We start from the raw sequence: 15,793 nt of genomic DNA, 5'->3' as shown, positions 1-15,793 counted from the left end.
CCCCGGGGTGATGTCATGAGATCAGGCGCACTTCTCCGCCACACGCGTCGTTTCCAGGGAGGGAACGGTGGTACCCGAACGCGCGCAGGTCCCCGTCGATGAACTTTCCGCCGTCATCTTCGACGTGGACGGTGTCGTCACCGACACCGCCTCTGTCCACGCCGCCGCGTGGAAGCGCGTCTTCGACGACGTTCTGCGTTCCCGCACCAGCCCGACCGGAGCGCCCCTCCGCCCCTTCGACCCCGGCCGGGACTACCTCGAGTTCGTCGACGGCCGGTCACGAGCCGACGGCGTGCGCACCTTCCTTGCGTCGCGCGGCGTGACCGTGCCCGAGACCGCTTCCCCGGGCTCATCCGACACCGCCACCGTCGCGTCGGTGGCCGCCCGCAAGGACCGGTACTTCCGCGACCACATCCAGCGCCATCCCGTCCACGCCTACCCCTCCACTGTCGCGTTGCTGCGCCGACTGCGCGACGCGGGCATCGCCACCGCCGCCGTGTCGGCCAGCCGCAACTGCGCCGCCGTCCTGCACGCCGCCGACGTGGACGGCTGGTTCGACGCGCGGGTTGACGGCGTCGACGCCGCCCGGCTCCACTTCCCGGGCAAGCCCGACCCGGCGCTGTTCCTGGAGGCGGCCCGGCGGCTCGCCGTTGCCCCGGAGCGCACCGCCATGGTGGAAGACTCCCTGGTCGGCGTCGAGGCGGGGCGTCGTGGCGGCTTCGGGCAGGTGATCGGTGTGGACCGTACCGGCCAGCGCGGCGAGCTGTACAGCCGCGGCGCCGACATCGTCGTCGGTGACCTGGCCGAACTCGACATCGTGCGAGCCGCCCCGTGAGTGTGTGGGAACTGACCTACGACGACCTCGGCCCCGAACACGCGGGGGTGCGGGAGGCGCTGTGCACGCTGGGCAACGGCTGCTTCGCCCCCCGGGGCGCGACGCCCGAGCCGCACGCGGACGCCTCGCGCCGCCCGGGAACCTACATCGCGGGCTGCTACAACCGGCTCACCTCTGCGGTCGCGGACCACGAGGTGGAGAACGAGGACCTGGTCAACGCCCCGGACTGGCTTCCGCTGACGTTCCGGGCCGAGGACGGCGCCTGGTTCACCACCGAAGACGCGGTCGACCAGCGCCAGGAACTGGACATGCGGCGCGGCGTGCTGACCCGCACCTGCCGGGTGCGCGACCACGCGGGCCGGGTGACGCGGCTGACCCAGCGGCGCCTGGTCTCGATGGCCGATCCGCGCATCGCCGCGCTGGAGACGACCCTCGTCCCGGAGAACTGGAGCGGGCGCCTCACAGTGCGCTCGGCGCTGGACGCGTGCGTGCGCAACGAGGGCGTGCCGCGCTACGCCATGCTACGCGGCGACCACCTGCGGCCCCTGGATACCGGCTATGACCGCTCCGGGCCCGGGGACGCCTGCCGCATCTGGCTGCGCGCCGAGACCTGCACCTCCGAGGTCCGCATCGCCCTGGCCGCCCGGACCACGATGGTCCCGGAGTCGCCGGACAGCGTCGTCGGCGAGCGCCCGGCCGTGTGCACATCGGATGGCTGGATCGCCTGTGAGCCGCGGGTCGACATCGCCGAGGGGCAGGGGGCCACCGTGGAGAAGGTGGTGGCGCTCTGCACATCGCGCGACCCCGCCATCAGCGACTGCCTGACCGCGGCGCGCGAGGCGGTGGGGCGGGTCGGCTCGTTCGACGAGGTGCTGCGGCGCCACACCGCCGCGTGGGAGCGGATCTGGCGGTCGTGTGCCGTGGACATCGGCGGCGGGGAGGGCCAGCTGGCGCTCAACCTGCACGTCTTCCACCTGCTGCAGAGCGTGTCGCCGCACTCCGCCGACCTCGATGTCGGGGTTCCCGCGCGCGGCCTGCACGGCGAGGCCTACCGGGGGCATGTCTTCTGGGACGAGCTGTTCGTCTTCCCCTTCCTCGATCTGCACTTTCCGCAGACCGCGCGGTCGCTGCTGCGCTACCGCTGGCGCCGCCTGCCCCAGGCGCGGGCGGCGGCGCGCGCCGCGGGCCTGCGCGGGGCCCTGTTCCCCTGGCAGAGCGGCAGTGACGGGCGGGAGGAGACCCAGCGCCTGCACCTCAATCCCCAGTCGGGCCGGTGGCTGCCGGACCACTCGCGCCTGCAGCGCCATGTCGGCATCGCGATCGCCTACAACGTCTGGCAGCACTACCAGGTCACCGGCGACAGGGCGTTCCTCGCCGACTTCGGTGCGGAACTGCTGCTGGAGATCGCCCGCATGCTGGCCTCGCTCACCGTGTTCGACGAGGAGATGGGCCGCTACCGGATCCGCGGTGTCATGGGGCCCGACGAATACCACGACGGCATGCCCGGCCGGGAGGAGCCCGGGCTCGACGACAACGCCTACACCAACATCATGACGGTGTGGGTGCTGCTCCGGGCGCTGGACGTGGTGGCGGCCCTGCCCCAGTGGCGCAGCCGCGAGCTGCGGGATGCCCTGGAGCTGACGCCCGAGGAGCTGGCGGAGTTCCGCCGGATCACCGAGCGGATGCGCGTGGTCTTCCACGACGGGGTCATCAGCCAGTTCGACGGCTACGCCGACCTGGCCGAGCTGGACTGGGAGGGCTACCGGGCCACCTACGGCGATATCCGCCGCCTCGACCGGATCCTGGAGGCCGAGGGCGACACGTGCAACCGCTACCGGGCGTCCAAGCAGGCCGACGTGCTGATGCTGTTCTTCCTGCTGCCGCCCGACGAGTTCGCGTCGATCCTGCGCCGCTTGGGCTACGCGTGCGATCCCGGCCTCATCGGGCGGACGATCGACTACTACCTGGCCCGCACCTCGCACGGGTCGACGCTGAGCTCGGTGGTGCACGCGTGGGTGCTGGCGCACACCGACCGCGAGTCGTCCTGGCGGTTCTTCCTGGAGGCGTTGCGCTCGGACATCGAGGACGTGCAGGGCGGGACGACCGCCGAGGGCATCCACCTGGGCGCGATGGCGGGGACCGTGGACATCCTCACCCGCTGCTACACGGGCCTGGCCGCGGCGGAGGGAGTACTGCGGCTGGACCCGCTGCTGCCGTCGGAGCTCGACCGGCTCACCTTCCGGATCCGCTACCGGGGGCACTGGGGCATCGAGGTGGCCGTGCGCGAGGACCAGGTGGCCATCACCGTGCCGAGCTCGGAGGAGCCGCCGATCGATGTGGAGCTCGCCGGGCGCAGGTTCACCATCCATCCAGGGACCCGCCGGGTGTTCGGGCCGCATCGCGCGCGGGAGGAACCAGCGGGCGCGTAGTGGCGCCGCCTCCGGACGCACGGCGCGGGCCGTCATCGCGAGCGGGTGACCAAGGGCCTACGGCGCCCCGACATTCTCCCCTGTCCCACCTCCACCGGCGAAGGTGGGGTGAGGGGTACCCGACCGGAGCGCGACCAGCGCCCAGACCGCGCTGGACACGCGCCCGATCCCGAGGCTCACGCCCGAGGAGGCAGCACCATGAACGCACTGGAGATGCACGGCAGGCACACCCTCGTGCCCGATGTCGCGGAGCTGTTCGACTTTCCCTTCGTCCCGTTCCGCGCCACGCCGACGATCCGGGGCGAGGACGTCACCGCGACACGGCGTGAGGGGCGGCGGCGATGCTGGTGAGAGAGGCGATGACGGCGCCCCGTCTGCTCCTGACGGAGGACACGCGGGTCAAGGAGGCGGCCGCCGAGTTCGTACGTACGGGCGTCGAGGCCGCGCCGGTCATCGGTGCCGGTGGGACGCTCAGCGGGATCGTGGCCGAGGTCGACCTGCTGCGCGACCGCATGGAGGCCGATCCGCGGGCGTCGATGATCCCGCGCTCGGAGCCGCGTACGCCGTTGCCGCTCCGGGTCGCCGATGTGATGACCCGCAGGGTGGTCACGGCCACCGAGGTCGGCGATGTCGCGGAGCTGGCGGATCGCATGTGCCGCGCCCGCGTCCGGTGCGTTCCGGTGGTGGACGAGGGCAGCGTTGTCGGCATGGTCTGCCGCCGCGAGCTGCTGCGGTCGTATGCCCGTCCCGATGACCGAATTCGGCGCGAGGTGCTGACGGCGCTCAGCGTGCGCGGCCCGTATACGCGAGGGTGGGACGTCCGTGTCCGGGACGGTGTCGCGCACCTGTCCGGCTCCAACGGACACAGCGCGTCGGAGAGTTCGCTGGTGGCGAGCATCGCGCGGACCGTGCCCGGGGTGAGCCGCGTGGTCGTGGAGGCCTCTGGTTGTGCGCCGGCCTTACGGCCGGTGCACACGGCCGCCGCTCCGTGACGCCGTCCCTGCCCTCAGAGGGAAGCGGCGGCTTCGCCGTGTGGCGCGGGCCGGATGTCGGCACGACCGCGGCAGCCCGGCACACCGCGGGCGCGACGTCCACGGGGCCGCCGCCAGGATTCCCCTTCTGATGGCGGGGAACGGGACAGCGGGATGCCGGGGTGGCGTCAGACCGTAGCGGGGCCCGAGGAGTCGCCGTCCGCCGGCTCCGACGCCGTCGGGCGCGGCCCGTTCGGCGGCACCCATCGCGCCTGCTCGTGGGCCTCCGCCCCATGACGGGCGACGAGCAGGCGGACGGCCCTGCGCAGGACCTTGTCCACGGCAACGCACACACTGTCGGCGTCCGCGACCGCGTGCACGGATCCGGTGGCAACGCCGACGCCGAGTTCGATCACCAACTCGACGCGCGTGAGCTTGCCGTATCCCGGGGCCGCCACGTGCCGCACATCGGCATACGTGTGCCGGATGCTCGGGCAGAACCGGCGGTCGAGGGCCGTCAGCCTGTCCTTCAGGTGCGCGATGACCATCACGTCGAACCCCCGGGCCAGGGAGACCGTGGCGCGCTGGTCTCTCCACGCCTCCGTGCGTTTCATGGCGATCCCCCTCGGACCGGCACCGTCGACGGGTGCGACTGCGGGTGGCTGGCACCGGCCAGTCTCGACACCGTGGACGGGCCCCGCTAGCGCCGTCGTTCCCGTACCCGGCCGGTCTTTCGTCCCGAATCCCGGCCCCAGCGGCCACAGGACCATCGGCCCCCAGGCCGGGCCCTATGGCCCGGTGTCCCACCCGTCACAGCAGGCGATGATCGGCACAGGAGCGCGATGGCATGGCGTTTCCGGCGTCGGCGCGTACGTGCACCTGCCACCGGTCGTCGCCAACCTTCGGGAGCCGCCCATGAAGACCACCCACCGCCCAGAGCACGCCAGGGGCGACCTTGGACGGCGTGTGGCCCACCGCCGCACCGAGCTCGGCCTGAGCCGTGAGGACGTGGCGCGACGCGCCGGGATGCACCCGGGGTACGTCGCCTATATCGAGGAGTCACCGCCCCAGCTCACCCGGGCGGCGCTGCACCGGCTCGCCCGTGCGCTGCGGACGTCGGCCGAGGCGCTCCTCGGCGCCGAATCCGATGCACCACCCGGCTGCCACCCCACCTACATCGCCGACGCCGAGCTGCGTGAGCTCAGCCGCGAGGAGTGCCTGGAGCTGATCGAGCCCGGCGGTGTGGGACGCCTCGCGTTTCACGTCGCGGACGAGACATGGCCCAGTGTCCTGCCGGTCAATTTCGCGGTGGTCGACGGCACGGTCCTGCTCCGGACGCTGGCGGGCGGGACCATCGACCGCTACGCGCGCGGCGATGTCGGCTTCGAGGTGGACGCGATCGACGGGGCGATGAGCGAGGGGTGGAGCGTTCTGGTCGCGGGCCGCGCGCGGCAGGTGAGCGGCTCGGCGGAGCTGATGGCCATACTGGCCGCCGTTCCCGTCCGACCGTGGCCGGGCGGCGACCGTGCTACCTATGTCCGGATCTTCCCGCACCGGATCACCGGCCGACGCGTCCGCTCGCGGTGGGCGCCCTAGCTAGGGCCAGGTCGATCAGGAGGCGGCACGCGGCCCGGCACCTGACACTCATTGTCAGGAATGCGCGCGATACTGGGCCCATGCGCGCCAGTCGACTGCTCTCCCTGCTCCTCCTTCTGCAGAACCGGGGCCGGATGACGGCGGCCCGGCTCGCCGAGGAGCTGGAGGTCTCGGAGCGCACCATCTACCGGGATGTGGAGTCGCTCAACGCCGCGGGCGTCCCGATCTACGCCGACCGGGGCACCGGCGGCGGGTACAGCCTGATGGAGGGCTACCGGACCCGGCTCACCGGCCTCACCGAGGGCCAGGCCGAGTCGCTGTTCCTGACCGGGGTGCCCGGCGCCGCCGCCGAGCTCGGGCTGGGCGCCGAGATGGCCGCGGCCAATCTCAAGTTGCTGGCCGCGCTCCCCGCGGAGATGCGCGAGCGCGCCGAGCGCGTGCGCTCCCGCTTCCATCTGGACGCGCCCGGCTGGTGGCAGGACCGCGACCCGGTCCCCCACCTGTCGGCCCTGGCCGCGGCGGTGTGGGAGGAGCACACGGTCGAGGTCGCCTACCGCCGCTACGATGGGCGCCACGTCCGGCGGACATTGGACCCTCTCGGTCTGGTGCTGAAGGCCGGCACCTGGTACTTTCTCGCTCGCCCGCACGCCGCGCGTCCGGAGTCCGCGCGAGCGGACAGCGACCGCCCGCCGACCCGGCAGGTGCGCACGTTTCGGGTCACGCGCATCGAGGAGCTCACCGACACCGGGGTCGTGTTCCAGCGGCCCGAAGGCTTCGATCTGGCCGAGCAGTGGGCGATCTGGTCGCGCGACTTCGAGGAGAGCCGACACTCCCTTCGCGCCCGGGTACGCCTTACGCCGCTCGGGCTGGAGCTGGTGCGGGCACTGTCCAGCGCCATCACCGCCGCCGGGACCTCCGGTGCCGAGGTGGGCGAGGACGGCCGCTACGAGGTCGAGCTGCGCGTCGAATCGGTCGAAATCGCGGTCTCGGAATTCGTGCGGTACGGCCCCGAGATCGAGGTCCTCGGCCCGCCCGAGCTGCGCACCCGCCTCGCCGAGTTCGCCCGCGCCACCGCCGCGGTCTACGGGGAGGCGGCCCCGTGAACCACCCGACACCCAGGATGCGAAAAGCACTTTGACCCTCCAGTGAGGGGAGACCCCACAGTGGTGCCCATGGAAACGCAGCACGGCCTCCACACCATCGGTGAACTGGCCAAACTCACCGGGTTGACGGTCAAGACCATCCGGTTCTATTCGGATGAGGGCATCGTCCCGCCCTCGGATCGCAGCGCGGCCGGGTACCGGCTCTACGACGCCGAGGCCGTGGCCCGCCTGGACCTGGTGCGCACACTCCGCGACCTGGGCATCGACCTGGCGACGATCCGGGCGGTCCTGGAGCGGAAGGCCGACATCGGAGCGGTGGCCACCGCGCACGCCGACGCGCTCGACGCGCAGATCCGCGTGTTGCGCGTGCGCCGGGCCGTGCTGCGCACCGTGGCCCATCGGACCCCAACGGAACGGGAGCTCTCGCTCATGAACCGACTCGCCCAGCTCTCCGCCGAAGAGCGGCAGAGCATCATCGACGACTACCACGAAGCCGTCTTCGGCGGCCTGGACGCGGATAACGCGGTCCAGCAGAAGTACCGCGCCGTGGCCCCGGCGCTGCCGGACGACCCCACCCCCGAACAGGTCGACGCCTGGGTGGAGCTGGCCGAACTGGTTCAGGACCCGTCCTTCCGCCAGCGCAGCCGGGAAATGGTCGTGGAGAGCGCCCGCGTGCGCACCGAGGGTGCGTCCGAGTACCCGTCCCCGGCGCAGCAAGACCTCGCGGACAAAGTGACGGCCGCCGGCCGCTCGGCCCTTGGCGCCGGAACGGCTCCGGACTCCGCCGAAGGCCAGGCCATCGTCGAGGAGCTGATGCCCGCGATCACCGCTGTCTACGGCGGCACCGACTCCCCGTCGCGGCGTGTCGAGATCGCCGACGAGATGTCCGTCTTCGTCGACCCTCGGGTGGAGCGCTACTGGCAGCTGCTGGTCATCATCAACGGATGGCCCGCGTTCGAGCCGCGGGTCCCGGCCTGGGAATGGCTCATCGCCGCCCTGCGTGTGGAGAGCGCCCACTAACCGGCGATGTCGCGGTAAGCCGAATGGGTGCCGATGACCCGGTGCCCCATTCCGGAGTGGGTCTCCCCTCCGACCGGAGGGTGTGACCGCTCGGTCGTTGATGTGAGCCGACCGCTTTCCCCGCGTCCCTCCTTCCGTTTATCTGAGGAGAACGGAAGGAGGGGTGACCGACCAGGCCGAACAGTGCCCCTTAACTACCTGGGGGAGGAATCCGGCCGCTGGTCGCCGCTGCCGTCAGCGCCAATACCGGTCACAGGCACCGTCGCTCCTGCAGGCCTTGATCCACAGGTCCTTGATCGGGTACCACTTCTCCCGATAGGACTTCACCCGCGTGGATGTCGGCGCGTAATCTCCTTCGGTGGTCTCCAGGACCCGGGTGTGCGACTTCCACGGACGGCCCTTGCGGGACCTCCAGTGGATCTTGAACGCCGCGTACTTTCCATCTGAACGAGTGTCGTAGATCCGACCGTCGATCGAGGCACCGCGCCAGCCACCGCGCTTTTTCGACCACCAGCAGATGGTGGCCGTGGCCTTGGCGCCGCGAATCACGCTACGGGCTTTCCTGCATTTCATTCCGGGTGCGGGCTCGGCGTTCTGGTACGTGGACGCGCTGCCTGCGGTGATCCCGGGGGCGGACATCGATCGCACGTCGGCAGCGGCGCCGGGGGCTCCCATGAGCCCGGCCGCCAGCCCGAGCCCGGTGACGACGACTGCACTTCGACGAGCCAGGGATTGCCGCATCGGACATTCTCCCTTCGGCAATCATGGGCGTACTTGCGCAAGGGGCGGAACCCCACAGAAAGCCAATGGAATTCCACTCCTGCCGAAACACCCAGAATAGCGAAGCTCCACAACCCCGGATACCAATTGACCAGAAGCGGACAGCGGGAATGTTTAACTATTTCCCCGACGAACGTCGAGAATGCAACAAATTCTCTTTTTGGGATTCTGGTTCGCGCAGTGGCCGTTTCAGCGTCAGGGCCTGGCCGCTTCGGACGGCTCGTCGCTGCGTGCTGCGGTCGCATCGTCGCCCGGGTCGCCGCCGGAGTGATCTGCGACGGCGCCGACCTGCCGCGGATGCTTCCAGACCGCCACCAGCACAAAGGACACGGTCACGAGCAGCGCCCAGGCGCCGAACTTCGAGGGGTGGACCATCGCCCACGCGTTGATCTGGTGGGGGTAGCGCCATGCGCCCAGGAGGGTGGAGATGTTCTCCGCCACCCAGAGGAAGAAGCCGATCAGCACGAAGGACAGTGCCAGCGGCATCCGGTAGCGGACCTTGCCCACGGTGAAGTACACCCAGCCGCCCCACGTCACGATGACCATCGCCACGGCGAGCAGCAGGCGCGCGTCGGGCAACCAGTGGTGGGTCAGGAAGTTGACGTAGATGAGCGCGGCGACGATACCCGTGGCCAGCGGCCGGTAGCCGCTGAGTCCCAGGTCGAAGAGTTTCCACGCGCGCACGACGTAGCTGCCGACGGCCGCGTACATGAACCCGCTGTACAGCGGGACTCCGCCGATCTTCGTCCAGGCGTCCTCAGGGTAGCTCCACGACCCCATGTGCACTTTGAACAGTTCGAACACCAGGCCCACGATGTGGAAGCCGAGGATCGCGAGCACCTCGCGTCCGGTCTCCAGGCGCAGTCCCCAGAAGATGGCCGTGAGCACGATCCCGTAGACGAGTAGCGCATCGTAGCGCGGGATCGGCAGGGGGATCACCGATGAGGCGGCCAGTCCGATGAAGATTCCGACCGCGAACGCGCATGACCACGCCTCCAGCAGGCCAAACCGCACAAACTGCGCGATGCGGTGCTTCCATTTCTCCACGCGCGTCTCCTTCTGCTCGCTGCGATCGGTGGGACCTTCCCGTAGGGGTAGGACGCGCGGCCGCGGCGAGTGGATCATGAGGTATTCGTCGCAACGGCGCAGTTCATCGGCCGGATCCGGACAGTGGTGGAACGCCGGGCAGAAGGGGAAGGGTAGGCGAGCCGGGCCTGGACGCGCGAACGCACGGGCGCGCGTCCGGGCCGATGACGGGGCCGAGCGAGTCCGACCCGACCGAGCGGAGGGGACGCGTGGCCCGGCGGCGGGGCGATTGCGCCCGACGCCGGGCGGATGGTCGTCCGGTCAGCCGAAGAAACCGTAGGAGTACAGGGCTCCGTTGGTCGCCGCGATCACGAGGACGGCCAGCACCGCGCCCGTGACGAAGGAGGTGCGCAGGGAGCGGACCAGGTACTCCAGTCCCAGCAGGTTGTTCAGCAGGAAGTAACCGAGGAACAGCGCCTGGAAGAAGCCCTCTTCGCTGAAGATCCCCGGGTAGTAGTAGTGCGTTCCGCTCCAGACCTGTGAGGTGGTGAACCACTCCCAGGCATACGAGGCGCCCCAGCCCAGGGGGATCTGGATGATGGGGATGATCAGCAGGGGCAGGAGCTTAACGAAGCTCCACAGGCTCGGCTGGTCGGTTCGGCGCGCCTGCGACTGCGCGCGGCGGGCGGCGGCCTGCTCGGCGCGGATCCGCTCCTGGTGCGCGCGCTCGGCTTCCTGCCTGCGCCGCTGCTCCTCCTGCCGCTGGCGCTGTTCTTCCTGCACCCGGCGGCGCTCGTCTGCCTCCTGGCGGTGGCGGCGCTGCTCCTCCTGCCATCGCTGCTGCTCAGCCTGGCGGGAGTGGGCGGAGGGCGCGGGCGAACCGCTGCCCCGGTACAGGTCGGCGTAGGCGTCGTCCCGGCCGGACGGGGACATCGCCGCGGTCGGCGGAGCGTACCCCCCGTTCTGGCCCGCGGTCTGCCCCGTCTGCTGGCCATAGGCCGCGGTGGGTGGGACGGCGCCCTGCTGCTGCCCGTAGGCCGCGGTCGGCGGAACCTGCTGCTGTGGCTGGTGGCCTGCCGCCTGGCCGTAGGCCGGCGGGTACTGCGCGGTCGGCTGGTGGGGGTACTGCGCCGTCGGCCCGGCCCCACCGGCCCGGCCCCATGACCGAGGTCGCGTCGGCGCCGCCTCCCGGGGCACCGCCCGGCCCGCCCACTGCGCGGGTGGCCTGGTCGTCGCCGAGCGCGTATCCGCGGCGGCTCCCGCCGCCGCACCGGCGGCGGCCCCGCCGAGGACCGAGGTCGCTCCGGGCGCGTTGGTGGCGGCGTTGGCCGGATCGGTGGTCGGGGCGCCGCTCAACGCCGCGTTGACCTTGCCCACCTGGTCGCGAACGCCGCGCATGATGTCCGGGGCAGCCAGGACTCGCCGATGGGCACGTCCCGAGCGCGTCCAGCAGCGCGCCGGGCCGGGGCGGCGCTGAGGGGCCTTGCTCAGGCAGGCCGCGACGAGATTGCGCAGGGACGGCGGTACGGCGGAGATGTCGGGCTCGTTCTGCATGACGCGCATGACCATGGTGGGCATCGCGCCCTCGCCGAACGGGCCGGTCCGGCGGCCGCGTAGACGATCACCGCCCGTAGGCGAACATGTCGCTGCTCGGACCCATCGACTCACCCTGGATCTGCTCGGGCGACATGAATCCGGGGGTACCGATGATCGACTGCGTGGCGGCGGTTCCACTGCTGGCGCGGGCGATGCCGAAGTCGATGACGCGTGGGCCGTCTTCGGCCAGCAGGACATTGCCCGGCTTGAGGTCGCGGTGGATGAGCCCGACGCGGTGGATCTCGCTGAGTGCCTCGGCCAGACCGGTGGCCAGGACGCGCAGCGTGTGCTCGGGCAGCCCCCCATAGGCGCGCACCGCCTCGTCCAGTGGCAGCGACGGTACATAAGACGTGACCAGCCAGGGGACCTCCCCATCGGGGTCGGCGTCGATGACCGGGGCGGTGAAGGCACCGCTGACCTGGCGGGCCGCCGTCACCTCGCGGGCGAAGCGCTCACGGAAGGAGGCGTCGGTGGCCATGTGCGGATGGATGCGCTTGATCGCGACGGGACGACCGCCGGCGGACCGCCCGAAGAAGACCTGACCCATTCCTCCGGCGCCCAGCCGACCAATCAGCCGGTATCGGCCGATCCTCTCCGGGTCACCGCTCTCCAACGGACCCACGTCCGCACCTCCGCAATAGCCGCCATGTCATCGAAGAACCCCTTGCGATCGTAGTCAAGGCCCGGAGTGCATCGACCGCAAAAGCGGGTAGGCCCGACCATTCGCCAAGGATTCCACCGGGCCCGAAGAGGCGGCCGGGGCCGCCGTCACTGGGGCCACTCTGCGGGCCAATCGGACGACCGCAATGGCCACCACGATCGCGGCGGGCCCACGGGACGTCCGGGGGGCGGGCACGGCCCGCGAGGGGGTCGACAAAGGGTCGGATCAACAGGTCAATGGGGGTTCCGGGCGGGCGGGACGGGGCCTGTTCCACGGCTGGGCGCGCACAGCACGTTCTCGACAGAAAGTTAGATAGCATCACCGCAGGTCACCGGCGAGCGGGCGGACTCGGTGAAAATTCGGTCGTGTTGCCCTCTGGTCTGCGCCCGGGTGGAGATGTTGACTGTACGCCGTGGGCAGCCCCGTCCGCCGCGCCGGAATCACGACCGCGCGGTGGACGGAGTGCCCACGCCATATTGGAGCGCCCACGCCCCGAACTCCAGGAATGCTAGGAACGACAGGAATGTGTCTCCTCCGGCCAGGGCCGCCGCCTCGTGTCCGGGGGCGGTCGGGTCCGGGTCGAGCGTACGAGTCCGGGCCACGCGCGTTACCCACGTAATCCGTGTTTCCCCCACCGAGGCACGCGGCCGTGGGACACCCCTTTGCTCCGCCGCGCGCCCGAGCAAGGAGGCAGCTCGCAATGACGACCTACACCGCACCCGGCCGCCACGGCAGCGTCATCGACTTCGCCCCGCGCTACGACAACTGGATCGGTGGAGAGTGGGTGAAACCGGTCAAGGGGCGGTACTTCGAGAATCCGACACCGGTCACCGGGGACGTCTTCACCGAGGTCGCGCGCAGCGACGCCGACGACATCGAACTCGCCCTCGACGCCGCGCACGCCGCCGCGCCCGGCTGGGCCCGCACTCCGGCCGCCGAACGCGCCAAGGTGCTGAACCGCATCGCCGACCGGATCGAGCAGAACCTGGAGCGCCTCGCGGTCGCCGAGACGTGGGAGAACGGCAAACCCGTGCGGGAGGCGCTGGCCGCCGACATCCCGATGGCGGCCGACCACTTCCGGTATTTCGCCGGGGCGATCCGCGCGCAGGAGGGGACGCTCTCGCAGATCGACGAGGACACCACGGCCTACCACTTCCACGAACCGCTGGGTGTGGTCGCGCAGATCATCCCGTGGAACTTCCCGCTGGTGCTGACCGCCTGGAAGCTGGCGCCTGCACTGGCCGCGGGGAACACCGCGGTGCTCAAGCCCGCGGAGCAGACCCCGTCCTCGGTGCTGGTGCTCATGGAGCTGATCGCCGACCTGCTCCCGCCGGGCGTGGTGAACGTGGTCAACGGCTTCGGTGTGGAGGCGGGCAAGCCGCTGGCGGCCAACCCGAGGGTGCGCAAGGTGGCGTTCACGGGAGAGACGACCACCGGGCGCCTCATCATGCAGTACGCGAGCGAGAACCTGATCCCGGTCACCCTGGAGCTGGGCGGCAAGAGCCCCAACATCTTCTTCGCCGACGTCGCCGCCCGGCACGACGACTTCTACGACAAGGCTCTGGAAGGCTTCACCATGTTCGCCCTCAACCAGGGCGAGGTGTGCACGTGCCCGTCGCGCGCGCTCATCGAGGGGTCGATCTATGACTCCTTCCTCGGTGACGCGCTGGAGCGCACGCGCAACATCAAGCAGGGCAACCCGCTGGACACCGAGACGATGGTTGGGGCGCAGGCGAGCAACGACCAGCTGGAGAAGATCCTCTCCTACATCGACATCGGCAAGCAGGAGGGCGCGAAGGTCCTGACCGGCGGCGAGCGCTTGGAGATGGACGGTGAGCTGGCCGGCGGGTACTACGTCGCCCCGACCGTGTTCGAGGGCGACAACCGGATGCGGATTTTCCAGGAGGAGATCTTCGGCCCGGTGGTGTCGGTGACCCGCTTCGAGGACTACGACGCCGCGATCGCCACCGCCAACGAGACCCTGTACGGCCTGGGCGCCGGGGTGTGGAGCCGTGACGCCACCACGGCCTACCGCGCCGGACGCGCCATCCAGGCCGGACGGGTGTGGGTGAACAACTATCACTCCTACCCGGCCCACGCGGCCTTCGGCGGATACAAGCAGTCGGGCATCGGCCGCGAGACCCACAAGATGGCGCTGGACCACTACCAGCAGACCAAGAACATGCTGGTCAGCTACTCGGACAAGGCGATAGGGCTGTTCTGATGGGCGCGGAGAAACGGGCGGCGGGAGAGGGCCGCGCCCACGGTCAGGCCCGGGAGGCCGCTGGTCCGCCTTCGCGAGTGGCGGCCTCCGCCGAGGCAGCGGGCCTCCTCCGTACGCTGCGCGCCGAGCACGGGCCCTTGATGTTCCATCAGTCCGGCGGCTGCTGCGACGGCAGCTCGCCCATGTGCTATCCGGCGGGCGAGTTCCGGACGGGTGCGTCCGATGTGCAGCTGGGCGACCTGGACATCGGTGGACCGGAGCCGGTTCCGGTCTGGATGTCGCGCGCGCAGTACGAGTACTGGAGCCACACCCACCTGACCATCGATGTCGTCCCGGGTCGCGGCGGAGGTTTCTCCCTGGAGGCACCGACAGGGCAGCGGTTCATCATCCGCTCGCGCCTGCTCACCGAGGAGGAACAGGCGAGTTCGACGTGACCGCGGACGCTCATTCCTCCTAGTGCCTCTCGTTCACGGCCGCCCCCGATGGCGGGCCGACCGTATCGGAGGAGGCGGCGTACTGCGCTAGGCCGTGGCCGAGCGACCAGTCGATCGACTCGTTCTCGGTCACGGTGACGAACACGTTGCGCGGCTCGGTGCCCGCGTATTCGTGGGCGAGCTCGGCGATCCGCCGGTACATCGCCTGCTTCTGCACGGGTGTGCGCCCGGAGCGCATCGTGATCGCGACGTAGACGATGCCGTCATCGCGTCGGATGCCGAGGTAATCGTCGTAGCGCAGGGTGCTGCGGGTGCCGTCGTGACCGACCAGGACCTGGAACCGGTCATCGGGCGGGAATCCGATGGTCTCGACCAGGGCATCGTGCACGGCGCGGCCGAGGGCGTCGAGCCGATCGCTGTCGGCCCCCAGGGCGTCGATCCGAACAATTGGCATGCCAGGGGTTCTCCTCTGCGAAGGGGGTGGATCACCGGCTCGTTACCGGCGAAGGAGGCCAAGGGCGCCGTCGGTGGCATGGGCGTAGACGTCAGCCGATCCAGCCGCGCGAGCCAGGACATAGCCGCCCTGCACCACCGCGACCAGGGCGGCAGCCGTGGCCGCGGGGTCGATCCCGGCGTCGAGCTCGCCGGTGTCGCGGCCCTCCGCCACCAGCTCGGCCAGCCGGTCGGTGAGCCAGGCGAACGTCTCCTCGACCGGTCGGCGCAGTCGCGGATCGGCCATCACGTCGGGGTCCTGGGTGAGGCGGCCGACCGGGCAGCCCTTCAGAGCGTCCCGTTCCCGCCGCAGGTAGGCGGTGATCCGCTCGACCACGGTGCCGGGACGGGCGAACTCGGCCGCCGCCCTGCCGCGCATGTCCTCGGCGCTGCGGCTGATCGCGGCGAGCGCCAGGTCGGGTTTGCCGTGGAAGTGGTGGTACATGCTGCCCTGACCCGCTCCGGATCGCTCCTGGATGGCCTTCGGGCTGGTGCCCACGTAGCCGCGTTCCCACAGCAGCTCCCGTGTGCTCTCGATGAGGCGTTCCCTCGTGTCCATGACCACGACTATACATACTAGTAGGTACAGACGCGGACGTGTGCTTCCTACGGCATCGACGGGTACT

The 15,793-nt window shown here is 70.6% G+C and carries 16 protein-coding genes; 9 read left to right on the top strand and 7 right to left on the bottom strand.

Features of this window, described 5'->3' with window-relative positions; genetic code table 11:
- Nucleotides 1–67: 67 nt before the first annotated feature.
- From CDO52_RS14830 to CDO52_RS14820, 4 genes are all read left to right on the top strand, one after another.
- Complete coding sequence (locus tag CDO52_RS14830) at nt 68–835, top strand: HAD family hydrolase (protein WP_017618960.1); 768 nt, start codon at nt 68–70, stop codon at nt 833–835.
- Nucleotides 832–3,264 (top strand): glycoside hydrolase family 65 protein, encoded by a 2,433-nt coding sequence (locus CDO52_RS14825; protein ID WP_017618959.1) that lies wholly within the window; start codon nt 832–834, stop codon nt 3,262–3,264. Before CDO52_RS14830 ends, CDO52_RS14825 begins: the two co-directional genes overlap by 4 nt.
- 198 nt (nt 3,265–3,462) lie before the next feature.
- Entirely contained in the window at nt 3,463–3,615 is a 153-nt protein-coding gene (locus CDO52_RS27480; protein ID WP_017618958.1) for a hypothetical protein, read from the top strand.
- Nucleotides 3,616–3,623: 8 nt separating this feature from the next.
- Nucleotides 3,624–4,256: a CBS domain-containing protein gene (locus tag CDO52_RS14820; protein ID WP_232524190.1), complete on the top strand. Its 633-nt coding sequence runs from the start codon at nt 3,624–3,626 to the stop codon at nt 4,254–4,256.
- Nucleotides 4,257–4,423: 167 nt separating this feature from the next.
- Here the strand turns inward: CDO52_RS14820 and CDO52_RS14815 are convergent, their stop codons facing one another.
- A complete protein-coding gene (locus CDO52_RS14815) occupies nt 4,424–4,849 on the bottom strand; it encodes a hypothetical protein (protein ID WP_017618956.1) in 426 nt (141 codons plus the stop codon).
- Nucleotides 4,850–5,150: 301 nt separating this feature from the next.
- Here CDO52_RS14815 and CDO52_RS14810 point away from each other — a divergent pair, with 301 nt between their 5' ends.
- From CDO52_RS14810 to CDO52_RS14800, 3 genes are all read left to right on the top strand, one after another.
- Nucleotides 5,151–5,831, top strand: coding sequence for a helix-turn-helix domain-containing protein (locus CDO52_RS14810; protein WP_026125843.1), 681 nt, complete (start codon nt 5,151–5,153; stop codon nt 5,829–5,831).
- An 80-nt stretch (nt 5,832–5,911) separates the two neighbouring features.
- Nucleotides 5,912–6,934, top strand: coding sequence for a helix-turn-helix transcriptional regulator (locus tag CDO52_RS14805; RefSeq protein ID WP_017618954.1), 1,023 nt, complete (start codon nt 5,912–5,914; stop codon nt 6,932–6,934).
- A 69-nt stretch (nt 6,935–7,003) separates the two neighbouring features.
- Nucleotides 7,004–7,954, top strand: coding sequence for a MerR family transcriptional regulator (locus tag CDO52_RS14800; RefSeq protein ID WP_026125842.1), 951 nt, complete (start codon nt 7,004–7,006; stop codon nt 7,952–7,954).
- Nucleotides 7,955–8,188: 234 nt separating this feature from the next.
- Here CDO52_RS14800 and CDO52_RS27475 read toward each other — a convergent pair whose 3' ends face one another.
- From CDO52_RS27475 to CDO52_RS28715, 4 genes are all read right to left on the bottom strand, one after another.
- Nucleotides 8,189–8,695, bottom strand: coding sequence for a hypothetical protein (locus CDO52_RS27475; RefSeq protein WP_152471639.1), 507 nt, complete (start codon nt 8,693–8,695; stop codon nt 8,189–8,191).
- Between the two features lie 234 nt (nt 8,696–8,929).
- Nucleotides 8,930–9,781, bottom strand: coding sequence for a DUF817 domain-containing protein (locus CDO52_RS14790; protein ID WP_232524188.1), 852 nt, complete (start codon nt 9,779–9,781; stop codon nt 8,930–8,932).
- Nucleotides 9,782–10,081: 300 nt separating this feature from the next.
- Entirely contained in the window at nt 10,082–11,338 is a 1,257-nt protein-coding gene (locus CDO52_RS14785; RefSeq protein ID WP_232524186.1) for a serine/threonine-protein kinase, read from the bottom strand.
- A 43-nt stretch (nt 11,339–11,381) separates the two neighbouring features.
- On the bottom strand, nt 11,382–11,978 hold the full coding sequence (locus CDO52_RS28715) for a serine/threonine-protein kinase (RefSeq protein WP_232524184.1): 597 nt from the start codon (nt 11,976–11,978) through the stop codon (nt 11,382–11,384).
- Nucleotides 11,979–12,717: 739 nt separating this feature from the next.
- On the opposite strand from CDO52_RS28715, the gene exaC reads away from it, so the two are divergent.
- Both exaC and CDO52_RS14775 read left to right on the top strand, forming a co-directional pair.
- Nucleotides 12,718–14,241: an acetaldehyde dehydrogenase ExaC gene (gene exaC, locus CDO52_RS14780; protein ID WP_017618947.1), complete on the top strand. Its 1,524-nt coding sequence runs from the start codon at nt 12,718–12,720 to the stop codon at nt 14,239–14,241.
- Entirely contained in the window at nt 14,241–14,675 is a 435-nt protein-coding gene (locus CDO52_RS14775) for a DUF779 domain-containing protein (RefSeq protein WP_083919886.1), read from the top strand. The genes exaC and CDO52_RS14775 overlap by 1 nt, the downstream gene beginning before the upstream one ends.
- 19 nt (nt 14,676–14,694) lie before the next feature.
- Here the strand turns inward: CDO52_RS14775 and CDO52_RS14770 are convergent, their stop codons facing one another.
- Together CDO52_RS14770 and CDO52_RS14765 are read right to left on the bottom strand one after the other, a co-directional pair.
- Complete coding sequence (locus tag CDO52_RS14770; RefSeq protein ID WP_017618945.1) at nt 14,695–15,129, bottom strand: tautomerase family protein; 435 nt, start codon at nt 15,127–15,129, stop codon at nt 14,695–14,697.
- A gap of 42 nt (nt 15,130–15,171) precedes the next feature.
- Nucleotides 15,172–15,726, bottom strand: coding sequence for a TetR/AcrR family transcriptional regulator (locus CDO52_RS14765; protein WP_026125840.1), 555 nt, complete (start codon nt 15,724–15,726; stop codon nt 15,172–15,174).
- Between the last annotated feature and the right edge of the window lie 67 nt (nt 15,727–15,793).

This window comes from Nocardiopsis gilva YIM 90087, assembly GCF_002263495.1.
Lineage (GTDB): Bacteria > Actinomycetota > Actinomycetes > Streptosporangiales > Streptosporangiaceae > Nocardiopsis_C > Nocardiopsis_C gilva.
This window is presented reverse-complemented; position numbering and strand designations above follow the sequence as displayed.